The organism is Pseudoalteromonas tetraodonis (assembly GCF_002310835.1).
Classification (GTDB): domain Bacteria; phylum Pseudomonadota; class Gammaproteobacteria; order Enterobacterales; family Alteromonadaceae; genus Pseudoalteromonas; species Pseudoalteromonas tetraodonis.
The window spans coordinates 2,396,926-2,419,686 of the sequence record NZ_CP011041.1 but is presented as its reverse complement, the minus strand read 5'-3'; the positions used below and the strand labels follow the sequence as shown (position 1 = coordinate 2,419,686).

At 39.7% G+C, this 22,761-nt stretch carries 23 protein-coding genes and 1 tRNA gene; 12 read left to right on the top strand and 12 right to left on the bottom strand.

The window, feature by feature from the left end; genetic code table 11:
- Positions 1–42 precede the first annotated feature (42 nt).
- Positions 43–264 (bottom strand): DUF3820 family protein, encoded by a 222-nt coding sequence (locus tag PTET_RS11290; protein ID WP_013465512.1) that lies wholly within the window; start codon positions 262–264, stop codon positions 43–45.
- Between the two features lie 287 nt (positions 265–551).
- Positions 552–2,123, bottom strand: coding sequence for a cation:proton antiporter family protein (locus tag PTET_RS11285; protein ID WP_013465511.1), 1,572 nt, complete (start codon positions 2,121–2,123; stop codon positions 552–554).
- Positions 2,124–2,432: 309 nt separating this feature from the next.
- Between PTET_RS11285 and PTET_RS11280 the strand changes: the two genes are divergently transcribed.
- Both PTET_RS11280 and PTET_RS11275 read left to right on the top strand, forming a co-directional pair.
- Entirely contained in the window at positions 2,433–3,176 is a 744-nt protein-coding gene (locus tag PTET_RS11280; RefSeq protein ID WP_013465509.1) for a sporulation protein, read from the top strand.
- A gap of 52 nt (positions 3,177–3,228) precedes the next feature.
- A complete protein-coding gene (locus PTET_RS11275) occupies positions 3,229–3,672 on the top strand; it encodes a GNAT family N-acetyltransferase (protein WP_013465508.1) in 444 nt (147 codons plus the stop codon).
- Between the two features lie 54 nt (positions 3,673–3,726).
- Here PTET_RS11275 and PTET_RS11270 read toward each other — a convergent pair whose 3' ends face one another.
- The 6 genes from PTET_RS11270 to PTET_RS11245 form a co-directional block, all read right to left on the bottom strand.
- On the bottom strand, positions 3,727–5,082 hold the full coding sequence (locus tag PTET_RS11270; protein WP_013465507.1) for a sodium-dependent transporter: 1,356 nt from the start codon (positions 5,080–5,082) through the stop codon (positions 3,727–3,729).
- 204 nt (positions 5,083–5,286) lie between these two features.
- A complete protein-coding gene (locus PTET_RS11265; RefSeq protein WP_013465506.1) occupies positions 5,287–6,576 on the bottom strand; it encodes a HAMP domain-containing sensor histidine kinase in 1,290 nt (429 codons plus the stop codon).
- 86 nt (positions 6,577–6,662) lie between these two features.
- Complete coding sequence (locus PTET_RS11260) at positions 6,663–7,367, bottom strand: response regulator transcription factor (protein WP_013465505.1); 705 nt, start codon at positions 7,365–7,367, stop codon at positions 6,663–6,665.
- Between the two features lie 57 nt (positions 7,368–7,424).
- Positions 7,425–7,811, bottom strand: coding sequence for a DUF3019 domain-containing protein (locus tag PTET_RS11255; RefSeq protein WP_016899250.1), 387 nt, complete (start codon positions 7,809–7,811; stop codon positions 7,425–7,427).
- Entirely contained in the window at positions 7,801–8,658 is an 858-nt protein-coding gene (locus tag PTET_RS11250; RefSeq protein ID WP_013465503.1) for a MipA/OmpV family protein, read from the bottom strand. The genes PTET_RS11255 and PTET_RS11250 overlap by 11 nt, the downstream gene beginning before the upstream one ends.
- A gap of 92 nt (positions 8,659–8,750) precedes the next feature.
- A complete protein-coding gene (locus PTET_RS11245; protein ID WP_013465502.1) occupies positions 8,751–9,560 on the bottom strand; it encodes a hypothetical protein in 810 nt (269 codons plus the stop codon).
- Positions 9,561–9,675: 115 nt separating this feature from the next.
- Here PTET_RS11245 and PTET_RS11240 point away from each other — a divergent pair, with 115 nt between their 5' ends.
- Positions 9,676–10,827, top strand: coding sequence for a serine hydrolase domain-containing protein (locus tag PTET_RS11240; RefSeq protein WP_013465501.1), 1,152 nt, complete (start codon positions 9,676–9,678; stop codon positions 10,825–10,827).
- On the top strand, positions 10,827–11,315 hold the full coding sequence (locus PTET_RS11235) for a SixA phosphatase family protein (RefSeq protein WP_013465500.1): 489 nt from the start codon (positions 10,827–10,829) through the stop codon (positions 11,313–11,315). Before PTET_RS11240 ends, PTET_RS11235 begins: the two co-directional genes overlap by 1 nt.
- A gap of 58 nt (positions 11,316–11,373) precedes the next feature.
- Here the strand turns inward: PTET_RS11235 and yhbY are convergent, their stop codons facing one another.
- Entirely contained in the window at positions 11,374–11,670 is a 297-nt protein-coding gene (gene yhbY / locus PTET_RS11230; RefSeq protein ID WP_008112687.1) for a ribosome assembly RNA-binding protein YhbY, read from the bottom strand.
- An 88-nt stretch (positions 11,671–11,758) separates the two neighbouring features.
- Here yhbY and rlmE point away from each other — a divergent pair, with 88 nt between their 5' ends.
- The 8 genes from rlmE (at position 11,759) to PTET_RS11190 (ending at position 19,905) form a co-directional block, all read left to right on the top strand.
- Entirely contained in the window at positions 11,759–12,388 is a 630-nt protein-coding gene (rlmE, locus tag PTET_RS11225; RefSeq protein ID WP_013465499.1) for a 23S rRNA (uridine(2552)-2'-O)-methyltransferase RlmE, read from the top strand.
- A gap of 66 nt (positions 12,389–12,454) precedes the next feature.
- Positions 12,455–14,398, top strand: coding sequence for an ATP-dependent zinc metalloprotease FtsH (ftsH, locus tag PTET_RS11220; protein WP_033104106.1), 1,944 nt, complete (start codon positions 12,455–12,457; stop codon positions 14,396–14,398).
- Positions 14,399–14,493: 95 nt separating this feature from the next.
- The gene (gene folP / locus PTET_RS11215; protein ID WP_013465497.1) at positions 14,494–15,339 is read left to right on the top strand and encodes a dihydropteroate synthase; all 846 of its coding nucleotides are present in this window, start codon (positions 14,494–14,496) and stop codon (positions 15,337–15,339) included.
- A complete protein-coding gene (glmM, locus tag PTET_RS11210) occupies positions 15,340–16,689 on the top strand; it encodes a phosphoglucosamine mutase (RefSeq protein WP_013465496.1) in 1,350 nt (449 codons plus the stop codon). It abuts the gene before it with no gap.
- Between the two features lie 72 nt (positions 16,690–16,761).
- Positions 16,762–17,511 carry a triose-phosphate isomerase gene (tpiA, locus tag PTET_RS11205; protein WP_013465495.1) on the top strand — a complete coding sequence of 250 codons (750 nt, stop codon included), beginning with the start codon at positions 16,762–16,764 and terminating at the stop codon, positions 17,509–17,511.
- A gap of 1 nt (position 17,512) precedes the next feature.
- Complete coding sequence (gene secG / locus PTET_RS11200; protein ID WP_013465494.1) at positions 17,513–17,866, top strand: preprotein translocase subunit SecG; 354 nt, start codon at positions 17,513–17,515, stop codon at positions 17,864–17,866.
- A gap of 78 nt (positions 17,867–17,944) precedes the next feature.
- Positions 17,945–18,029 (top strand) — tRNA-Leu (locus PTET_RS11195).
- Positions 18,030–18,279: 250 nt separating this feature from the next.
- On the top strand, positions 18,280–19,905 hold the full coding sequence (locus PTET_RS11190; protein ID WP_013465493.1) for a methyl-accepting chemotaxis protein: 1,626 nt from the start codon (positions 18,280–18,282) through the stop codon (positions 19,903–19,905).
- Between the two features lie 106 nt (positions 19,906–20,011).
- Here the strand turns inward: PTET_RS11190 and PTET_RS11185 are convergent, their stop codons facing one another.
- The 3 genes from PTET_RS11185 to PTET_RS11175 all read right to left on the bottom strand — a co-directional run bounded on the left by PTET_RS11185 (position 20,012) and on the right by PTET_RS11175 (position 22,416).
- Complete coding sequence (locus PTET_RS11185) at positions 20,012–20,419, bottom strand: type 2 periplasmic-binding domain-containing protein (RefSeq protein WP_013465492.1); 408 nt, start codon at positions 20,417–20,419, stop codon at positions 20,012–20,014.
- Between the two features lie 12 nt (positions 20,420–20,431).
- Positions 20,432–21,577 (bottom strand): porin, encoded by a 1,146-nt coding sequence (locus tag PTET_RS11180; RefSeq protein WP_013465491.1) that lies wholly within the window; start codon positions 21,575–21,577, stop codon positions 20,432–20,434.
- Between the two features lie 242 nt (positions 21,578–21,819).
- Entirely contained in the window at positions 21,820–22,416 is a 597-nt protein-coding gene (locus PTET_RS11175; RefSeq protein WP_013465489.1) for a LuxR C-terminal-related transcriptional regulator, read from the bottom strand.
- Positions 22,417–22,761: the final 345 nt, after the last annotated feature.

Below are 22,761 nucleotides of genomic sequence, written 5' to 3'. Positions count from 1 at the left end.
AGTAGCAAATAGATAGACAGGCCACTTATAGAAAAGTTCTATTTATTTACTATTTTTTTCTAGTAATGGCATCAACATTTGCTCTAAACCATTAAGCTTCACTTCGTACATCATTGCAAGTTGAGAGCCGAGCTTGCTTTTAGGAAAGCCTTGCTGTTTAAACCACACTAAATAAGGCTCAGGCAGCAAAAGTAAGGGGCGTCCCGCATATTTACCAAACGGCATAATGGTATTAATGGCGACTTTAAGTTGTTGAGGATCCATTATTGACATCTTTTATGAGTAGAGGTGTTAAGTGTAAGGGATAATAAAGAAATAAAATAGGCTGTAACGGGCAAGTAACAGCCTATTGATAGAGGGAGTAGGCCCTCTAATTTGAGAATCTTATTGGTTAATTAAAAGCAAGGGGTCCAGTTGTGTATATTTTATTTAAATACACACTTAGGTATTAGCTTTACTAAACCAACACAGACATTTTACCTTATTTTTAAACCAATAAAATACGCAGATGTAAAGGAATGTAAATGCAATCTATTTGCATCTAAACCCTATTAAGGAAACAGGGTTTGCTTTACATGCTCTGCAAAACCGCTACCTGCTTCTAAGTAAAAGTTGTAAGTAGAGTCTATTCCCATTTCTTCTAATTCTTTTTGCTGATCGGGGTAGTTGGCAATCGCCGTTACTTGTCCTTTATAACCCGATGCTTGTAATTGCTCTAAGGCAAAAATATTTTGCATGTGCTTAGGCATAGCTAGCATTACCATTTCAACGTGGGAGTGGTTAACACGTTGCCAAAAATCAGGATCGGTGGCATCGGCAATTAATACTCGGCGACCTCGCTTTACATGCTTATCAACTACCTCAGGCTTAATATCAATACCTGCAACAACATCCGGATGAGTTGCGTTTATTGTTTCATAGGCACCTGTGCCAATTCTACCCATGCCAAAAATAACAATTTTTGTGTCATTTAAGTTTACTGGGAGCTCTTCAGCTAAGCGGGTTTTGCTTTCAAACTTTAATAAAAAGCGTTCAATTTTAACGTATAGCTCGTTAGAGCGTTTATTTAAAGGAGAAGCAATTACAAAGGTGATCGACACCGCAATCGCAATAACAGCAAGCCACTCAGAGGTAACCATGCCGGTAGATGCGGCAACTGCACACACAATCAAACCAAATTCGCTAAAGTTAGCTAGGCTAAATGCTGTTAACAAAGAGGTACGCGCACGAAGTTTAAATAGGTTGGTTAGTATGTAATAAAGCAGGGTTTTAATTGGAATAATTAATACCAGCACTAAAGCGACGACTAAGGAGTGGGCAGTAAGCTCTGCACTTAAACCAATGCTTAGGAAAAAGCCAACTAGCAATATATCTTTTAGGCTAAGCAATGACTTAGACAATTCACCGGCTTTTTTGTGTGGTGCGAACATCATACCTACAATCAAAGCACCTAAATCACCTTTGAGACCTGCAAATTCAAAGGCGTTATAACCTGCTACTAAGGCAAAGAAAAACCCAAATAGCGGCAGTAACTCACCATGTTTAGAGCGGTTTAACACCCAGTACATAGCAGGGCGAAATAAAGGTAAGGCAATAATTAACCCTAAGGCCCAAATATTCGGTAACTTACCGGTACTGACCGCTAAAAATATAACCGCAAATATATCCTGCATAACTAAAATACCAATGGCTATTTTACCGTGCAGGCTTGCCATTTCACCGCGCTCTTCAAGAACTTTTACCGCAAATACGGTGCTTGAAAAGCTCAGAGCAAAACCAACTAACAGCGCACTTTGCCAACTTAAATCGACGAATAATGGCAGTGCAAAAACACCCAGTAGTAGCATAAAGCCACTAAACAAAGCGCTGCTTAGAATAATATGTAAGGTGGCCGGAGCCCAGACTTGAGGTTTTATTAAATTTGAAATTTTAAGCTTGAGGCCAATACTAAAAAGTAGCAGTGTAACCCCTAAAGATGCAATTGTTTCCAGCAGTTCCGTGCTTTTATAACCCGCTAAATTAAGAATAAATCCAGCCATAAGAAAGCCGATAAGTGGCGGCAATTTTAGCTGGTATATACCAAAACCGCAGACGAAGGCGGTAGCAAAATAAATTAGTTCCATAGTTATTAATACCACTTTTTTAGGCACTGTAGTGTAGCGAAAAACAATGCTTATTGACAATTAATCTACTTATTTAACGCAGTTAGTTACGTGATAGTGAGTATTTATCAAATGATTGCTACTGTCAGTTTATGCAGAGGTAAAGTAGCTTCAATGTATAAAAAACGCACATATATGGCTAGTTTTATGGTAAACAGCATGTAAATAGCAGTTTTTCGCTGACAAGAGCTTTTAAATGTGGTTAAGATGCCATAACGAAGGAGTTTAAGCGTAAGCAAACATTAGAGTTGCTTAGCTTAAGGAGAAAATATGTTTAAAAAGATTTTAGCATCGGTAGGCATTGGTGCCGCCAAAGTAGATACTATTTTAGAGACCGAGCATCTTCAGCCGGGGCAATTATTTAACGCGCAAATTGTAATTACTGCAGGCGATGTGAGCCAAGAAATTACCGGTTTAGACTTAATGTTAGTTACCCGTGTCAAAGTGGCGAGTGAAGACGGTGATTATTTCACTAATCATGTGATTGACCAGTGGCGCATTACCGATATTGGTATTATTGAGCCCGGTGAAGTAAGAACTATTCCGTTTGAAGCCCGTTTACACTCAGAAACGCCTATAACTGAAATTAATGCAGGTTATAATCAATCTTATGTATGGTTAGAAACAGGCCTTGATATTGACCTTGCGCTTGATCCAACAGATAAAGACCATTTACACATTTATCCTAATGAGGCGGTTAAAACATGCATGCAAGCGATGGAAAAGCTTGGTTTTAGTTTAGTTAAAGCCGATGTAGAGCAAGGCCATTTACGTGCTCCTACTTTTCAATCTGTGTCGGGGTGTTATCAAGAGCTTGAGTATCAGCCTAATAGCCGCAGTTTGTTTGGCATAAAAGAAATTGAGTTGTCGTTTATTCCTGAAGCGCATAAAACCCATGTATTGATTGAATTAGACAGAGCGTTTAGAAGTGATGGCTATGTTGATTTAACCATAGAGCATGACCATGTTAATTTATCGCAGTTATGTGATCAGTTAGAGCGATTATTTGCTTAATCGCTTTAGGGGCTTACTTTAGGTAAGCCCCTGCAATAAAAAAGGTATTTAAATGGCGTTTAAATGTGAGCCATTCTCTGCGCTCGACTCCCAAACCCTGTTTTCAATCATGCGTGTACGTGTCGACGTATTCGTTGTAGAACAAGCATGTCCTTACCCCGAACTTGATGATCACGATATCGCAGACTCTACACATCATGTCTATTTACTTGATGGGCTATCGGTGCATGCCTATGCCCGTTGTTATGAAAAAGATGCTCAGTACAGTGCGATAGGGCGTGTATTGGTTGCTCAATCACAGCGAAGTTCTGGATTAGGCAAACAGTTAGTCAATGAAGCAATAGCATGCTGTAAGGCGCAATGGCCGACTCGCGATATTTATATTGGCGCACAAACCTACCTACTGAATTTTTATCGCGCATTCGGTTTTGAATGTGTTGGTGATGAATATATAGAAGATGGCATACCCCATCAGGATATGATTTTAAAGCAGTAGTATCGCTCCACTAAAAAGGCCCACTGATGTGGGCCTTTTTTATGCATCTTTTAACTAGCTTAGTAGGGAATGTAAGAATACTAAGCTAATGGCAATAGGGCATACAAACTTAGTATACCAAGGCCATATCTTCCAAAATAACGTATTATGCACCTCAGGGTTACCTTGTTGAATCGCTTTTAGTAGTGACGATCTGTACCAGATCCAACCTACAAATATACAGCACATAAGCCCTAATAAAGGTTGTGCAACTTTGGTTGTTAGGGTGATCACTAAGCCAAATAAAGTGCCTAGGTTACACACAATGGTAATGCTCACTATGGCAATTAAAGCGCCTATTAACCACGTTGCTTGAACACGTTTCATCGCAAAGCGCTCTACCGTGTACGACACTGGCGCTTCTAACATGGAAATAGATGAAGTTAGTGCGGCAATACTCATCAATGCAAAAAAAGCAAAGCCAACAAATAAACCTACACCACCCATGCCATCAAATAAGGCAGGCAATACCTGAAATACGAGAGTATCTTCAGAGAGAAGTTTACCTGTAGTTGAAGAGAATATTTCAACACCTTGCGCTTGTGCCACGTACATAGCAGGGATGATCAATAAACCCGCTACAAACGCTATAAACACATCAATTAAGGTTACATACGCGCCAAGGGACACAAGGTTTTCTTTTTTACTGATATATGAGCCATATATAATCATCACACTGGTGCCCAGTGACAGTGAAAAGAAAGCTTGGCCTAAGGCACTCACTAACAATGTAGGGTCAAAAATAGAAGAAAAGTCAGGGACTAAGTAAGCTTTTAACCCCTCAACAGCGCCTTCTTGAGTCATCACGTAGGCAATTAAGGCAAACAAAATACCGAGCAGAGCGGGCATTAAGCGTTTAGACCATTTTTCAATGCCGTTTTCTACACCGCGGCTGATAATAGCAACAGTTAAAATAATAAATAAAACAGTGAAAAGAATATTACGAGTAAGCGACTGCTCACTTAACCATAAAGAGGCGGCATCAGCGCCTACTAATGTGGTTACCGGTTCTAAAGTGGCACTTAACATCCAACCGGCAACAATGGCATAAAAACTTAAAATAAATCCAGCACATAAAATACCACCAAAACCGACAGCAAAGGCAAATTGCTTTTGCCATGGTCGCGTGGTTAATTTAGTTAATGAAGAAACCGCATTAGCTTGCCCATGGCGACCTATCATCAGTTCTGCCATTAAAGCGGGGTAGGCTAAAAAGAAAGCCAGTACTAAATACGCGACTAAAAATGCAGCGCCCCCATTACTTGCTGTTTGAGTCGGAAAACCCCAAATATTACCCAAGCCAACAGCTGATCCTGCCGCAGCCATTATAAAACCAAAGCGGGAGCTAAACTCACCTCTTACTGCACTCATATTATTCTGCTTCTCTATTTTTTCGACGCCGTGACAATCTACTGGAATTGTAATTAAATAAAAAGTGCTTATTTGTCTCTGTTGCACAATTATTGCGTTTTATTTAGCTGTATAAATAACACGTGCGTATTTTGATTATAAATAGCACAATTTTTTTAATTATATTTCGTTTATCAGCTGTATTGAGCATCTTTGCATTGTTGATTAATGTTCAAACTGAGCGATGGTTAATGTGAAACAGGCGCCTGAGAGCCGTTCACTTTTACTCACTTTTACGGTGCCATGATGCCAATCGGCAACTTTGGCGACGATTGCTAACCCCAAGCCATAACTATTATCACTGCGATTACGGTGGCTGCGTTCACGAAAAAATGGGCTAAATACTTTATGATTATTTTCTTGAGCAATGCCTGGTCCGTCGTCGGCGATGTTCACCACCAGAAAACGTTCTTGTACTGAAGCGGTTACTTGAATGCTGTGATTTGCAAAGTCGCAGGCATTATTAATTAAGTTGGAGATTGCTCTTGCCAGCCAATGTAAGTCAGCATAAACGGTATGATCATCACATTCTAAAGAAATATTAAGCGAGCGAGAGGTTATTCTAGGCTCAAGTTGCAATACAATATCACTTAGGTATTGTTTAAGGTTTGCTGATGAGTAAGTAAGCTTATTCGCATTTTGCTCTAAAGTAGCAAACGTTAAATAGCTTTTTAGCATTGACTCCATATGGTCTAAGTCGGTTTCCATGCGAGTTAAATAATGCTTTATTTTACTCTCGTCATGACTATCAAGAGCGGCGTCGACACCAAAGCGTAAGCAAGCAATTGGAGTTCTAATATCATGCGATAAGCTGGAGGCCATTAGCTTGTTTTCAGCAACTAGCTTTTCAATTTGACTCGCCATACGGTTAAAGGTCAGTTCCACATCTTTTATATAGGTAAATCGAGAGGGGGTAATACGCGCTTTAACATTACCAGATGCAAATTGCTTTGCTGCTTCGTTTAACACCGTAAGGCGCTTTGCTAAAGGGGTAATAATAAAACCCATAAAAACACATAAGCCAGTGTAAAATAATAGCGTTAAAATAATATCGTTTCGTTGTGTGGCCTCATAGGGTTTATCTAAACGCATGGTTAAATGATAAGGACTTAACTCATCATTTGTGTAGAGCATATAAAAGCCTTGCTCGTCTTCGAGTATTAATCCGCCTTGGGTTTGCATTTTATCTAATAGCGCTAAGGGCAGTGCCAGCGACTGATTTAATTTGTAGTTAAGTATAAGGTCAAAGTCAGCGGCTAGTTTTGTTACTTGTTGCGGGCGAGCATCGGGTTTAAGCGCCGTGAGCTGTTTACTTAACCCGACAATAATCTGGCTTTGAACGCTAAACTCATCCAAAGGCGCATGCGCTTGTTGGCTAAATGCATCAATAAGCCAACCTAAAACAATAATTGAAAGCAGCGCACTGCCTAGTAGTGAAATATAAAACTTTTTCATTGATGCTATTCCATAATAGGCTGGGTGTACTGAAGTGACTTTTATTACTATCGCGCTAATTATTTTAAGCACTCAGGCATTAAAACTTACCACGCTGTAGTCACAAACAAATAACCACGTCCCCAAATGGTTTTAATTTTTTCTGGTTTTTGTGGGTCATCATTAAACTTTTTACGCAAGGCAGAAATAAGCACATCAACGCTTCTATCTAAGCCATCATATTCCCTGCCTTTGGTTGCTTTAAACACCGCATCGCGGGAAACAACTTGTCCTGCATTACTGGCTAAGTAATGCAGTAATAAATACTCTGCGCTTGAAATGTTCACATCCTGTTGGTTAAGGGTAACGTTGCGTGACTCGGTATTAATACTTAATTGACCGATATTGATCATATTTGCTTGATCATCGGTTTTAGGCGTGTCGCTACTGTAGCGCAAGGCAGATTTAATGCGTGCAAGCAATGCGCGAGGGCGTACTGGTTTTATTATATAATCGGTAGCACCGACTTCTAGCCCAATGACTTCATCCATTTCTTCATCGCGGGCAGTAAGCATTATAATTGGGGCATGATAAAAGCTACGTAGATCACGACATACACTAATACCATCAAGCCCTGGCAGCATAATGTCGAGTAAAATAAGTTGTGGGTTTAAACGTTTTACTTGGCTTATTACCTCATCACCTCGATGACATACATGTACAACATAGCCTTGCTCTGTTAAATACTCAGTGACCCATTGTGCAAGAGAAATATCATCTTCAACCAGTAAAATAGTACCGTAATTATCCATAAGCTTTCTTCGCATACCTAAATGATGTTTAGCTATCATAATGTTTATAGTGTGTGACTAAAATAACCGCCAACGCCGCTTTTTTTGCCTATTTTGATACACCCATTGTAATTTTACTTCTGTGACGGCAATGACTTGTGATGTATTACTGTCAAATAGTTCAAACGAAATACTTTGCGTTGAGTCAAAGGCATAATTAAACGAACCTTGTCGCTGTTTAAGCCAGCACTGCATAATGTACTTTGAGGTGGCATCGCGTAGACAATAATTTCCCACTTCTACTTGCTGCCATGACAAAACAACATCGGCGTAACAGTGACGTCCTTCACGTAAGGCCACACAGGTATCAGGTACTGCACTCAATTGAGCGGGTATTTGCACTGGGGCTGCCAGCAAAGAGCCTGAATAACTAAACAATAAACAGTAAAAAAATCTAAAGTACATAACGCACGCCTACCTTGGCTTTGTGTTGATATCCTTGGGAAATAATTGGGCTGTCATCAATTTCTTTTGAAAACCAAGTAGTTAACCAGCCTGCTAAAAAGACCCAATCTTGATTAATGGGATATTCAGCATGAAATTCAAACATAATACTGGTACTGGCATTGGTTTGATAAATAGGGCGAGTTGCGTTTGCTTCATCGCTATCAATACCAAAATAATAGTTTGTAAAATCTGCAGAGTAGGCACTTAGGCCAATACCAGAGCGAAACTCCCAATTACGCCAAGGCTGAATATGACTAAAAAATACGTTTGCCACCCAGCCATTATGAGCACCAGATATATCATGTAAGTATTCAAGGGAAATTTGTGAGTTTTCAAATCGACGTGTTAATCGAAGGCCAGTATCAAAATCATAGTTACGTTTTTTGATACCGCGCAGTGGCTCAATAATGCCATCGTTATAAATACCTAAGCCTTGTTCGTCAAACCCGGCTTGCGAATTAGTACCTAATAAATCAAGGCCCCAATCGTATTTGTTAATTAAGCTATAGCCTAAAACAAGTCCACCGCTGAGTTGATTATGATCAAAATCAAGGTAAAAATTATCGTAAGAAACCGCAAGGCTTAAATCTAACTCGGCGCCAACATCATAAGAATTCATCCCCACCAAATAAGAATCTTCTATGTAATAACCAGCTCCTGCACTCCAGTCCCAGGCAAACCCTGTAGTGGGTTCCAATGTGTTATCGGCATAGTAACGATTGCTTGCTGTGCTCTGGCCACTAAAAATGAGCGCAAACAATAAGGCTGTACAACGGAAAAAATGTCTTTGTGGGAAATGCTTCATCCTTGGAACCTAAATTAGAGTTTGCTTAAAAGGGTAGTATATTGTCAAACTCTTGGCTAAATCTGTAAAAAAATGTAGCGGTCGTCCTGCAACTACTGAACCTTAATTTTATCGATAAGTATACTGCTTAAGTAAAATTGCATCATGGGAGTTAATGCGCTTATCTCAGTACGTGTACATGGCCCATTTAATTTAGTTAAACGACTCAGTTTAGTAATGGTTTTATAAGCAGGGGCCGTTACTTCATTTTTAAGTTCAGCACGCTTAAGCCGAGCCTGTTCGGTATTATGTTTATGAATAAACGCAACAACTTCTAACTCGTTAGTGATCTTCTTTTCTTCAGTAAAGCTATAGATTAGGGGCTCACGGTGAAAGCTTGCACTATCTATTGATGATTTGGCAAACCAAACTACATCTCCCGATGCTTTGTGTGTAAGGCGCATACTAACTTGTGCCAGTATATTTGCGCATTGTTGAGAAGGGAATTGCTGTGCTACTTTTGAAAACAATGAATAAGGTTTTTCTGGCTGCGCTAGGATGTACTTAGCATCATCTATAAACTCAAGGTCAACTTGATGGATAGCTAACGTGTAATCACTGTTATCGGTTGTGGTAACTTTTAGTTGTTTATCGTTAAGTGCTTGGCTAATTTGAGATACTAATGTGTCGGTGACACTTGCACGGTCTACGATCACTCTGACAGTCTGATTTTTTTTAATGTTATGTGCAGGTAATTGCACCGATTTTACTTTCGGTGAAGCATGCTCGGTTTCATATTTAAGTTGGTAAGTTTGACTCTTAAGCAAAGGTTTTGCAGGCATTGCTAAAGGTTCTGCAGGCTGCTTAACTACGGCACAACCTGAAGCTAATACAATAAAAAGTGATACAACTAAAAAACGCATAAATATTTTACATCCACTCAAAAGCCATTAATCGAACATATTGTACGTTAGTCCGAGCAAAAGTTCATGATATTATAGAGGCTGATTATGACTAAAAAAGAAAAATTAGCTAAGAATGAAGTATTTTAACTCCTTACCCTTTTATTTTTTTGCTTTATGTATTTTAGGGACGCATTTACAGGCAAGCGCAAGCACAGATCCTGACTGGGAAGCTTTTGTTAAAAATTATGGACGCTACGTAGAAAAAAAACTAAAAGTAAAAAAGATTCCGGGCGGAGCGCTTTCCATCGTCAACGCACAAGCGCGTGACTATATACATACTATGGGGCATACCAAAGTGCGCAGTGGGCAAAAAATTAATCCACACACTCGGTTTCGTTTGGCCTCAGTATCTAAAACGTTTGCAGGGTCGTTAGCGGCAAAACTTGCAAATGAAGAACAACTTAATTTGTATTTTCCTGTTAGTCATTACATTCCTGAATTTAAACAAACCGACTACAAAGATGATTTAAAGGTTTTTCATATTTTAAGCCATTCTAGTGGGCTAGTACCGAATGCATACGATAATTTAATCGAATCGCGAATGGGGTATAGCGATATTGTAGAAAAGCTATTAAGTGTAAAACCCATATGCGAACCCGGTGACTGTTACGGCTATCAAAATGTCATGTTTAGTTTAATTGATGACGTGATTTTAAAAAGCACCAACAAAACTTATACTCAGTGGCTCAATGACGCATTTTTTATCCCTCTAAAAATGAACGATGCAAGTTTAGGCTACGATGCCATGGTGCAAGATAGTAACTACGCACACCCTCATGTGCGTGGGAAAAAGCGTTGGTACAGTGCCCGTTTGAAAAAGAATTATTATAAAGTCGCTCCGGCAGCTGGGGTAAACGCTAGTGCGTCAGATATGGCTATTTGGTTAAATGCGCAATTAGGGCAATATCCATCGGTATTATCCTTAGATGCATTGGCCACGCAAACGCGTCCTTATACACATACTAAAAAAGAACGCTACAGACGAGTATGGCGAGAGCACATGAACGAAGCCTACTATGGGCTAGGCTGGCGTGTGTATGATTATGATGATGAAACGCTTTATTACCACAGTGGTTGGGTGCAAGGTTATCGCAGTGATTTGGTTGTGTTTCCACACTTAAATGTTGGCTTTAGCTTAATTTTAAATGCAGAAACTGGACTCATAAATGAGCTTACAACTGAGTTTATAAATCGCCTATTAGCATATAAACGAGAGAAGCAATAATGAACGCCCACATAAAAACATTGTTAATAGCATTATTACTTATTTGCCAACCCGCCTTTTCTGTCCCTGAACAGGTTTACTTGTTTCGACATAGCGAAAAACAAACAGGGGAAAATCCATTTCTAACTGCCCAAGGCCAAGCGCGTGCTGAGCACTTGGTTTCGTTAGTTAACACCTATCCAAACATAACGTTATTCAGCAGTAACTATAACCGTACCCTAAACACGGCAGCGCCATTAGCCGCGTATTATAATATTAAAGTTATTACCTATGATGCTGCTGATCTAATGACATTGAAAAAACAATTATTAGCACAAAATGGCGTTGTGGTAGTAATAGGGCATAGTAATACCACACCGCAGTTGGCTTCATTATTGAGTAACCAAGCTATTGAAAGTATGGATGAGAGTCAGTACGGGCATTATTATTTAGTGGGTAAACTAGAAAATAATAGTTATGAAGTTAAAACGCTGACAATGGGTTTTTAAGCAGGCATAAAAAAACCAGCAATGGCTGGTTTTTTTGTTTTACCTTTAAATGGCCTTATTAGCCACGAGGTAATTGAATTTTTTTCTCAGGGCTTTGACGATAAAGCACAATCGTATGACCGATAGTCTGTAATTTAGTAGCCCCTGTTTCGCGAACAATAGCATCAAAAATAAGCTTTTTGGTTTCACGATCGTCTGTTGGCACCTTCACTTTAATTAATTCGTGAATTTCTAGTGCGCTTTGGATTTCAACTACTACGCCTTCGGTTAAACCGTTAGAACCTAGTAAAACTACAGGCTTAAGGCTATGCGCCTGACCTTTTAAAAACTGCTTTTGTTTGTTTGATAATGTCATGATATTACAAATTTTGCTGAATATGGCTTGAATTAAGGGTATTCTAACGCCATCTAGAGAATATTACTAATTAGTTGCGTGTTAATTTATGACAAATAAAAAACAGTCAGCCAGTTCACAACGTTGGCTTAAAGAACATTTTGATGATAAATATGTTCAAGAAGCGCAAAAAAAAGGCTGGCGCTCTCGAGCTGTTTTCAAATTAGACGAAATCCAAAACAAAGATAAGTTATTGCGCCCAGCGATGACAGTTGTTGATTTAGGAGCGGCCCCAGGGAGTTGGTCACAATACTTAGCTGAAAAAGTGGGTGACAAAGGCCAAGTGGTTGCGTGTGATATTTTACCTATGGACTCTTTAGCGGGCGTTGACTTTTTACAAGGCGATTTTCGTGAAGAAGCGGTACTTGATGCATTGTTAAAACGCATTGATGGTAAAAATGTAGATGTGGTATTGTCTGATATGGCACCTAACATGAGTGGCAATAACTCGGTTGATCAGGCAGGTAGCATGTACTTGGTTGAGCTTGCACTTGATATGTGCAACCAAGTTTTAAAGAAAAATGGCGCGTTTATTGTTAAAGTATTCCAAGGTGAAGGCTTTGATCAATATTTGCAAGATGTACGTAATAGTTTTAAAGCAGTGAAGATACGTAAACCGGATGCCTCGCGTCCCCGTTCTCGGGAAGTATATATAGTAGCGACTGGATACAAACTGTAGTACAGTTGCTTGGCGTTTAGTTGAATTTAAATTAATTGGATACAAGAGGTTAACCCCTTGAGCGATATGGCGAAAAATCTAATACTCTGGCTGGTTATTGCAGTAGTGCTTATGTCAGTATTTCAGAGCTTTAATGGCGGCGATCAAGTTGATCGTCAAACAAGTTACAGTCAATTTGTAAAAGACGCCCGTAGCGGCTCTATACAAGAAGTGTCCATTGAAAGTGGTAGTGGCACAATTACTGGCATAAAAAATAGTGGCGAGCGTTTTCAAACCATTATGCCTATTTATGACAAAGACATTTTAAATGATTTGTTAAAAAGCGATGTGAACGTTAAAGGTGTTAAACCTGAAGAGCAATCGTTTTTAGCAAGCATTTTTATTTCTTGGTTCCCTATGATCCTGCTTATTGGTGTGTGGATTTTCTTCATGCGTCAGATGCAAGGTGGCGGTGGCAAAGGCGCCATGTCATTTGGTAAAAGTAAAGCCCGCTTAATGAGTGAAGATCAAGTCAAAACGACCTTTGCTGATGTAGCTGGTTGTGATGAAGCCAAAGACGATGTAACCGAGCTGGTGGACTTTTTACGTGACCCTTCTAAGTTTCAAAAATTAGGCGGTAGTATTCCTAAAGGCGTACTTATGGTCGGTCCTCCAGGTACAGGTAAAACATTACTTGCCAAGGCGGTTGCTGGTGAGGCAAAAGTACCGTTCTTTACTATTTCGGGTTCTGACTTTGTTGAAATGTTTGTAGGTGTAGGTGCATCACGTGTACGTGACATGTTCGAACAAGCTAAAAAAGCAGCTCCTTGTATTATCTTTATCGATGAAATTGATGCGGTAGGGCGTAAACGTGGCGCTGGTATGGGGGGCGGCCATGATGAACGTGAGCAAACTCTAAACCAAATGCTTGTTGAAATGGACGGCTTTGAAGGTAATGAAGGTATTATCGTTATTGCTGCGACAAACCGTCCTGACGTACTAGACCCTGCGTTACTTCGTCCTGGTCGTTTTGACCGTCAAGTAGTGGTCGGTTTACCTGATATTCGTGGTCGTGAACAAATTCTCAAAGTACATATGCGTAAAGTGCCATTAGGCGATAACGTTGAAGCGGCCGTGATTGCACGTGGTACACCAGGATTCTCGGGTGCTGATCTCGCTAACCTTGTAAATGAAGCGGCTTTGTATGCTGCGCGTGGCAATAAACGTGTTGTTAGTATGGCTGAATTCGACGCTGCGAAAGATAAAATCATGATGGGCGCTGAGCGCAAGACCATGGTTATGAGTGAGCAAGAGAAAGAAATGACGGCTTACCATGAAGCTGGCCACGCAATTGTAGGTCGTATGGTGCCAGAGCACGACCCGGTTTATAAAGTATCTATTATCCCACGTGGCCGAGCGCTAGGTGTGACTATGTATTTACCAGAACAAGATCGTGTTAGTCACTCTAAAGAGCTTTTAGAATCAATGATTTCAAGCCTTTACGGTGGTCGTATTGCTGAGGCAATCATTTATGGTGAAGACAAAGTAACCACGGGTGCAAGCAACGACATTGAACGTGCCACTGATATTGCGCGTAAGATGGTGACTCAGTGGGGCTTAAGCGAAAAATTAGGTCCATTACTTTACGCTGAAGATCAAAGTGAGATGTACATGGGTGGCGGCGGTGGTCGCTCTATGAGCATGTCTGATGAGACGGCGAAAGTAATTGATGCAGAAGTACGTTTATTCTCAGACCGCAACTATCAACGTGCAGAATCAATATTGAAAGAAAACATTGATATTCTGCATGCAATGAAAGATGCATTAATGAAGTATGAAACCATTGATGCGAAGCAAATTGATGATTTAATGGCTCGTCAGCCTGTACGTGAACCACGTGATGCGCATGACCGTCATGAAGCTAAACCAGAAAAAGAAGATGTTTCTAAAGACAAACCAGTTGATGAAGTACAAAAACCAGCTGATGAATCTAAAAAAGATGAAACAAACCTTGATGATAAAGCTGAATAATCGTTAAAATAACATATCCAAAAGCCCCGAAGTTCGGGGCTTTTTTGTATCAGTTTGATGTAAATAACTAAAATTATCACATATTAAGGTTAGCGATGAATAATAAAATTAACCTTGCGCGTGGCCGAACGCTTGATTTTGCAGAGCCTGTGATTATGGGGATCGTGAATGTTACCCCTGATTCATTTTCTGATGGCGGTCAGTTCTTAAATACAACTGCCGCGCTGAGTCATGCGATGCAATTACTTGATGATGGTGCGACCATTTTAGATATCGGTGGCGAGTCAACACGCCCAGGCGCACCTGATGTTAGCCTTGAAGATGAGCTAAAGCGTGTTATTCCTATTATTAAAGCTATTCGTGAGCAAAGTGACTGCGTTATTTCAATCGATACCAGTAAAGCTGAGGTGATGCGCCAAGCGATTGAAGCCGGTGCTGATATTGTCAACGATGTACGGGCATTGCAAGAGCCCGGCGCAATCGATGTGGTTGCACAGTTTCCTGAGGTAGCAGTGTGTTTAATGCATATGCAAGGGCAACCTCGTAGTATGCAACACGCTCCTCACTATAATGACTTAGCGGGTGAGATAAACGATTTTTTTAGCCAGCGAATAGCCGCATGTGAAGCTGCTGGCATTAAACAAAGCCAGTTAATTTTAGATCCTGGTTTTGGTTTTGGAAAAACACTAAAGCATAATTATCAAATATTGGCTCAATTTAACGATTATGCAAAATTGGGACTTCCTTTGCTCGCGGGATTATCGCGTAAGTCAATGATTGGTAAATTATTAAATAGAGACACAGACGATAGATTGGCAGGCAGTTTAGCTGGAGCACTGATCGCCGCACAAAACGGTGCACACATTATTCGTGTGCATGATGTAAAAGAAACCGCAGATGTGCTTGGCGTATATCAAGCCTGCAAACAAGGAGTACTTTAAATGAAAGAAAGAAAATATTTTGGCACGGACGGTGTGCGTGGTTTAGTAGGTCAAGGTCCTATTAACCCAGAGTTTGCGATGAAATTGGGTTGGGCCGCAGGGCGTGTACTCTCACTTCATGGCACTAAAAAAGTCATTATAGGTAAAGACACTCGTATTTCAGGTTACATGCTGGAGACTGCTTTAGAGGCTGGATTAATTGCAGCAGGTATTGATGTTATTCTTTTAGGGCCTATGCCAACGCCTGCAGTTGCTTATTTAGCGCAAACGTTTCGCGCTGAAGCGGGGATAGTGATCAGCGCATCACATAATCCTTATTATGATAACGGCATTAAGTTTTTCAATGGCCAAGGTTTAAAGTTAGATGATGAGGTAGAGCTACAAATTGAAGCGATGCTTGACGAGCCTATGACCTGTGTTGCTTCTGACAAGTTAGGTAAAGCAACACGTTTATCTAGCGCTGATGGCCGTTATATTGAATTTTGTAAAAGCCAGTTTCCACAAGGATTATCCCTTGAAGGAATTAAAATTGTTTTAGATTGTGCTAATGGTGCTACATACCATATTGCTCCTTCTGTAATGCGAGAGCTTGGTGCAGAGGTGATCACCCATGCATGTGAGCCAAATGGCGTAAACATTAACCATGAATGTGGCGCAACCCATGTTGATACATTAAAGCGTAAAGTACTAGAGCATAAAGCGGATGTCGGTATCGCCTATGATGGCGACGGCGACCGTGTGATGATGGTTGATCATAATGGCCGCGTATTCGACGGTGATGATTTGGTTTATATTATTGCTTGCCAAGCTGCACAAGATGACAATTTAGGCGGTGGTGTTGTTGGCACGGTTATGTCGAATATGGGACTTGAAAATGCGTTAAAAGCAAAAAACATTGCTTTTGCTCGCAGTAAAGTCGGTGATCGTTATGTGATGGAACTGCTGCAGCAAAAAGGCTGGAAAATTGGCGGTGAAAGCTCAGGGCATGTGTTGAATTTAGATTTAATCAGCACGGGTGATGGTATCATCTCAAGCTTACAAGTGCTTGCTGCTATGGTAGCACAAAATCGTACACTTCAAGACTTAGGAGCCGGTTTTACTAAGTACCCAATGAAAATGATTAACGTACGTTACACTGCCGGTACTGATCCGACCCAAGCACCCGAAGTGCTCGCTGCAGTTGCTGAAGTAGAGCAAAGCTTAGCAGATAAAGGGCGCGTATTACTGCGTAAATCAGGCACTGAGCCTGTAGTACGAGTAATGGTTGAAGCTGAGCAAGAAAAAATAGTAATAGATAGTGCACAGAAAATAGCAGCGGTTGTCGAATCTATGAGCAAACAAACTGATTGATAACAATAACCTCTTGTAACTTTGGGCGAGTCGAGTTAATATCTCGCCCGCTTTCTAATGTGGAGTGGGAAAATGGCAGCACGCAAAGCGATGGTCGCAGGCAACTGGAAAATGAATGGTTCATTAGAACTCGTTCAACAACTGTCTGATGCTATTAACGATGTTAAATCTTCTGAAGTAAACATTGTTTTATTTCCTCCGTTTCCTCTAGTCCCAGCAATGATTGCAAGTGGTGTAACAACAGGCACGCAAACAGTGTCTGAAAATACCCCAGGTGCGTTTACTGGTGAAGTAGATGCAGAGCTAATTAAGCAGCTAGGTGCGAAATATGTACTGGTTGGTCACTCTGAACGACGCAGCATATACAAAGAAAGCAATGATACCGTTGCTGCAAAATTTGCTCGCGCGCAACAAGTAGGTCTAACGCCTATTTTATGTGTTGGCGAAAGCGAAACAGAGCAAGAAAGCGGTCAAACAGAACAAGTAGTTGCTGCGCAGATTGACGCAGTAATTAATAAATTAGGTGTAGCAGCACTAAAAGAATCTGTGATAGCATATGAGCCCGTTTGGGCTATAGGCACAGGTAAGACTGCATCGCCTGAACAGGCACAAAGTGTTCACAAATTTATCCGTGACAAAATTGCTGCACTAGATAGCGATTTAGCACAAGGGCTAACCATCTTATATGGTGGTAGCGTTAATGAAAAAAATAGCGAATTATTATTTGCGCAAACAGATATAGACGGCGGCCTAATTGGAGGCGCAAGTTTAAAAGCAGAATCATTTACTGCTATCTGCAATAGTGCAAAAGGGACCGTATAAGATGTACGAAATTTTATTAGTAGTGTATTTAATTGTAGCTTTAGCGCTTGTTGGTATGGTTTTGATCCAACAAGGTAAAGGTGCGGACATGGGGTCATCATTTGGTGCCGGCGCATCGTCTACAGTTTTCGGTTCTTCTGGGGCTGGGAATTTCATGACGAAAACGACAACGGTATTAGCTACAATCTTTTTTGTGCTTAGTATTGTGTTAGGTAACCTAACTGCCGGTCAAATTAAAAAGACTGACGAATGGGAAAACCTAGAAGCGGCTCCAGCTGTTGAAACAGTGACTCCAGTTGAAGAAGATGTGCCAGTCACATCAACTAAAGAGCAAAGCTCTGACGTACCAAATTAATTTAGTTTTAAATCGTTAAGTTGTTTATTTCCCTCAAATAAACATGCGGACTTAACACTAAGCAATAGCTTAAAAAATGCGGATGTGGTGGAATTGGTAGACACGCTACCTTGAGGGGGTAGTGCTTTCGGGCGTGGGGGTTCAAGTCCCCCCATCCGCACCAAATACAAAAACCAGTAACAGCAATGTTACTGGTTTTTTTGTGCCTACAATTTAAAATATTAAACAACTCTTTTAGGATTAATGTTGATCATTGAGTAGAACACTCTATATTTCAATTGTTAGTGTTTACGAAAGATTATTACGGTATATTTAACTTCATGTATAAAAAGCGTCTAAAGTTAAAAATAAAGTTAACATTTGTGCATCTTAAGCCGATAATAACTATAGATAATTAAACGGAGTAAATGAATATGGCTTCAGGTTTCTCTTTTAAAAACCTCAGCATTACTAAAAAAATACATGCAATTACATCTATAGCGATCATCGCATTCTTAGTAATCGTTTTGGTTAACTACTTTGCCATGAACGAAAATCGCATATCACTCAATGAAATGGAGAAATCGTCTTATAAAGTAGCCAAATTAACCTTGGCTAACGTAAGTATTTTAGAAAAATTAGATGAATTATACACCCAGGCTGTAACCTTTGGTGAGCAAGACTTAGTAACAAAGGCGAGTGAAACCTATGCGCAGTTGGTTACTAATCTTGGTGCGATTGAGGCAATTAATACCTCTTATATTGATAATGATACAAAAACACGACTAGCTAATTACGAAAAAATATCTGCAACTATTGCCAATGGTATGGTTAATGGCACGGCAGATTTCAGTAAAATTCAACAACAAGCTCAGCTTAAAACAAGCCTATACGAAGCCGTATTAACCAGCTTTAAAAGCGCACAGCAAAAAGCAGATGATCGCTTTTTCCAGCTTGTTGCTAATACAAAAGCACGCTCAGATGACGCACTTAACTTAATGCTGGTTGTTGCGGTAGTTTCATTAGCACTGTTATTACTTATGGCTATTTGGATAGCGCGTAATATCGGTTCATCAGCTAGTGATGCCGCTAATAATTTAAGCCTTTTGGCAAGTGGTAAAGGGTCGTTAAGTACCAAGCTTGCTGTTAACTCAGAGGATGAAATAGGACAGGTATCTATAAACTTTAATGCTTTTATTAGCCTGCTTAGAGAAACCGTTTTAGAAGTCATCGCGGTATGTGAACCGTTAATGGAAAATTCAACCCGTCTTGTACAAGGGATGGAGCGAGCGGAGAGAGCGACCACCAAACAAACCACCGATGCAGATGTTGTTAAACAGTCGATGGAAGAAATGAAGCAAAGCGTGGGTGATATTTCACAATCAGCTGCAAGCGCATCTAATGCCGTGCAAACCGCAGAAAAAGAAGTAGATCAAAGCCGAATACAAGTAAAAATGTCTGTAAATGCGTCGCGAACGCTAAGTGATGAAATTAATATAGCGGCCAGCACCATTAATAAGTTAGCTGATGACACTAAAAATGTATCGCAAATATTAAATGTAATTACATCCATTGCCGAGCAAACAAACTTATTAGCCCTAAATGCCGCAATAGAAGCTGCACGCGCGGGTGAACATGGCCGAGGCTTTGCCGTGGTTGCAGATGAAGTCCGTGAGCTTGCCTCTCGTACGGCGCAGTCAACTAATGAAATACGTGAATTGTTAAGTACATTAAGTGTGGCAGCTAATGAATCTGTAAGTGCGATGACCTCTGCAAGAGATATGGCAACCGATAATGCTAGTGCAGCAGAGCAAACCGGTGTTTCGATTGAAAAAATTGCAGAGCAAATACTAGAAATTAATGGCATGAACTCGCAAATTGCAGCAGCAACAGAAGAGCAAACCTCTGTTGCTGCAATGGTTGTAGACAACGTATCTAATATGCATGTTTCATTTGAAGATACTATGAGCTCACTAAAAGCAGTAAGAGATGTGGCTAAAAACTTACATTACCTTTCAGATAACTTATTAGATGCAACTGCTAAGTTTAAAATTGAGTAGTTGCTAAAGCACATTACTTTAACGTTTTATGATTTTGTAAAACGTTAAGGGATAAAAAAGCCCGCAATAAAGTATTTATTGCGGGCTTTTATTTTAATTTAGCAGATTAATACTTACCCACTACTTTAACTTTATCACTTACTTTGGCGCTATCGATATAGCCAATTGCATCTGCATTAGCAGCGACAAAATCAATCACAGCTTGGTCATTATCAAGTTTACCCGGCGGTGTACCTTTACCTGTAAATACGAGCTTTGACCAATAGGCATTTAACTGACTACCCGATTTACCAACAAGTTTGTCGTTAAATTCATCAGCGACTGCAGTGCCATTTTGATTAACAGGATTAACTTTGGTGCCATCGGCAAACGATTTGCTCTTGCCAAGGTATATTTTTTTAATATCGTCTTGGCTTACTGCATTAGCATTCGCAGGGTTAATGATGACTGCAACTTCAGCAAAAACTGCTGAGCTACATAATGTTAGCATGCTGGCTAAAATTAATTTTTTCATGATTCGCTCCAATTAAAATACTAAATCAACGCCAACGGCCACTACGTCGGTTTCAGTATTTGTTATGTCATCTTTTAAGCGGCTAAAGTCTACTTTTAAGGCAGCCATTGGGTGGAAATCATAACGAGCACCAATAGTGTACACATTACTTTTTGCTTTAGAGCCTTCCAAAACTTGGTTAAGGCCAGCATTTAATTGCGGCACAGTTGGGATTGCATTATAACGATTACTGTCATGCTCATCATCGTTATTTTCATAGGTTAAATGAACAAGCCATTCATCCATACGGTAGCCTAAAGATGTGTAATATTGAGTTTGCTTAGCGAGCGCGCTGTTATCTACTTCAAACTGTGTGTATTCAGCGTCAAACAAGATATTATTGTAATCAATTGAAAAGCCAAGCGCTAAAAATGCACCATCGTCTTCGTCAATAGCAATACTGTTAGCTTGGTCAACAAAACCTGAGTTACGAAGGGCTTGCTCTAAGCCGTTAAGGGCCATACCTTCGGCCGTATCATTTTCAATCTCAATACTCGTTTCGGCAACAAAGTAAGCAGCGCGAGCACTGAACCAATCGTAACTTAATGTCCAGTTTAACCCTGCAATATCATTAAGCTCGGTATCACCATTAACAGATACTACGGCAATATTATCATCGAAGCTGCCGTAAATAACCTGTAGAGTAGAGTCCCAATCACCAAGCTGAGTTGTATGTAATAAGCTTAGGCCTTCATAGGTTGAAAAAGGTAAGTTATATACAGACTGAGGTGGGCGCACCCAACGGTAGGTATAGCCAACATCTAAAAAGTCAGAGTAACGATAAAACGGTGCACGCATTTTACCAGCACTGATCTGTAATTCGTCAGATATCTCATAAGTTAAGTATGCCCATTCAAAATCGGCATCAAAATCATTTTCGCCGCGAGCCACTATTTGGGCTGTAGCGGATAGCTTCTCTTGCAAATCAGCAGTTAGCTGAAGAGCAAATACGCTTTCATTTTTGAATGAAATATCATCATCATATCCATATAAAGTTTGATCACTATCGAGCGACTTACCACCGACAATAGAAGCAAACCCATTAATACGAACTTCAGCACTCGCGTTGCTTGTGGCAAGTGCGCAACAAATTGCTACTGCTACAGATAGTTTTTTCATTGTGTATCCTATTTAATTTCATGTGTATCCCGCTGCAGTATAAGACGAGTATTAACTTTTTTCTAATTAAAATTAATAAATTAAGTACTTTTCACCACCTTTTTGCAACAAGAACACATGATTGTGATTGAAAATTAAGGCTTTTATATTTTAAGGTAATGTAACTAGCTGAGTTTTTTAGAATTATTTATGATGAGATAATATTTACTGCAGTACGCATTAAGTAGTAATTATTTTTTTAGTTATAAACGTGAATTTATATTTTTTAGGTTATCTTGGCACCAACGAATTGCTTGCTGTTTATTTTTGACCGCTATTTTTTTATAAATTTTATGTAAGTGCACTCTCACCGTCGCTTCACTTATAAATAAACTATCAGCAATAGCACTGGAATGAAGTCCGCTAAAGAGTAGATTGAGTACTTTAATTTCTTTATCGGTTAGGTTAGCTGTTTGCAAAGCGTTTTTTTGCTCTGTATCGAGCATTTGGCGCATCCAAATGTCACTAATGGTTCGTGGAAACCACAATTCACCTTGTTTAATTGCATCTAACCCTCTATTGAACAACTCTTCACTAGTATCTTGATAAAAAAGACCTTTTAAATTTGGCCATTCTTTGAGTGAAGCCGCATCGGTATTTTTAGGGATATTAAAAATAACGAGCCCTTGGTAATTATTAGTATGAATAAATTGGTTTAAAAGTTCGTAATTAGTAAGAGAATTTAGGGCTGAGTAGCATACCAACAATATGTCGTTATTCAATGTAGTAAAAAATAATGGATTATAGTGGTTGTTGTTAAAAAGCATGTTAGCTGATTGTGTGGTCTGTTTTTTTATCATGCTTTCACCTAAAAATGGCTTTACTGTAGACTTAAATATAAAGGGTCTTTGGATATTGTCATAATCTCATGTAGCTTTAATGTATTTTTCACAATAAATTATGTGTGCGATTTATGCACAACATGGCTGCTGGCTAATGTTAAAGTCTTAATTTAAAACCAAAGTTGCGTCATTATTGAGATAATTAGTTCAGATTAAAAACTGAAAATTAATTTTTTTGTATAAACTAAAGTTAAATATACATTTTGTAACTTTTATGTAATACAATACACTCCCAGAGGAAAGATGCATCTAAGCATCTTTTTTTATGCCTACAGTTTATGTTTACACAACATATAACGCATA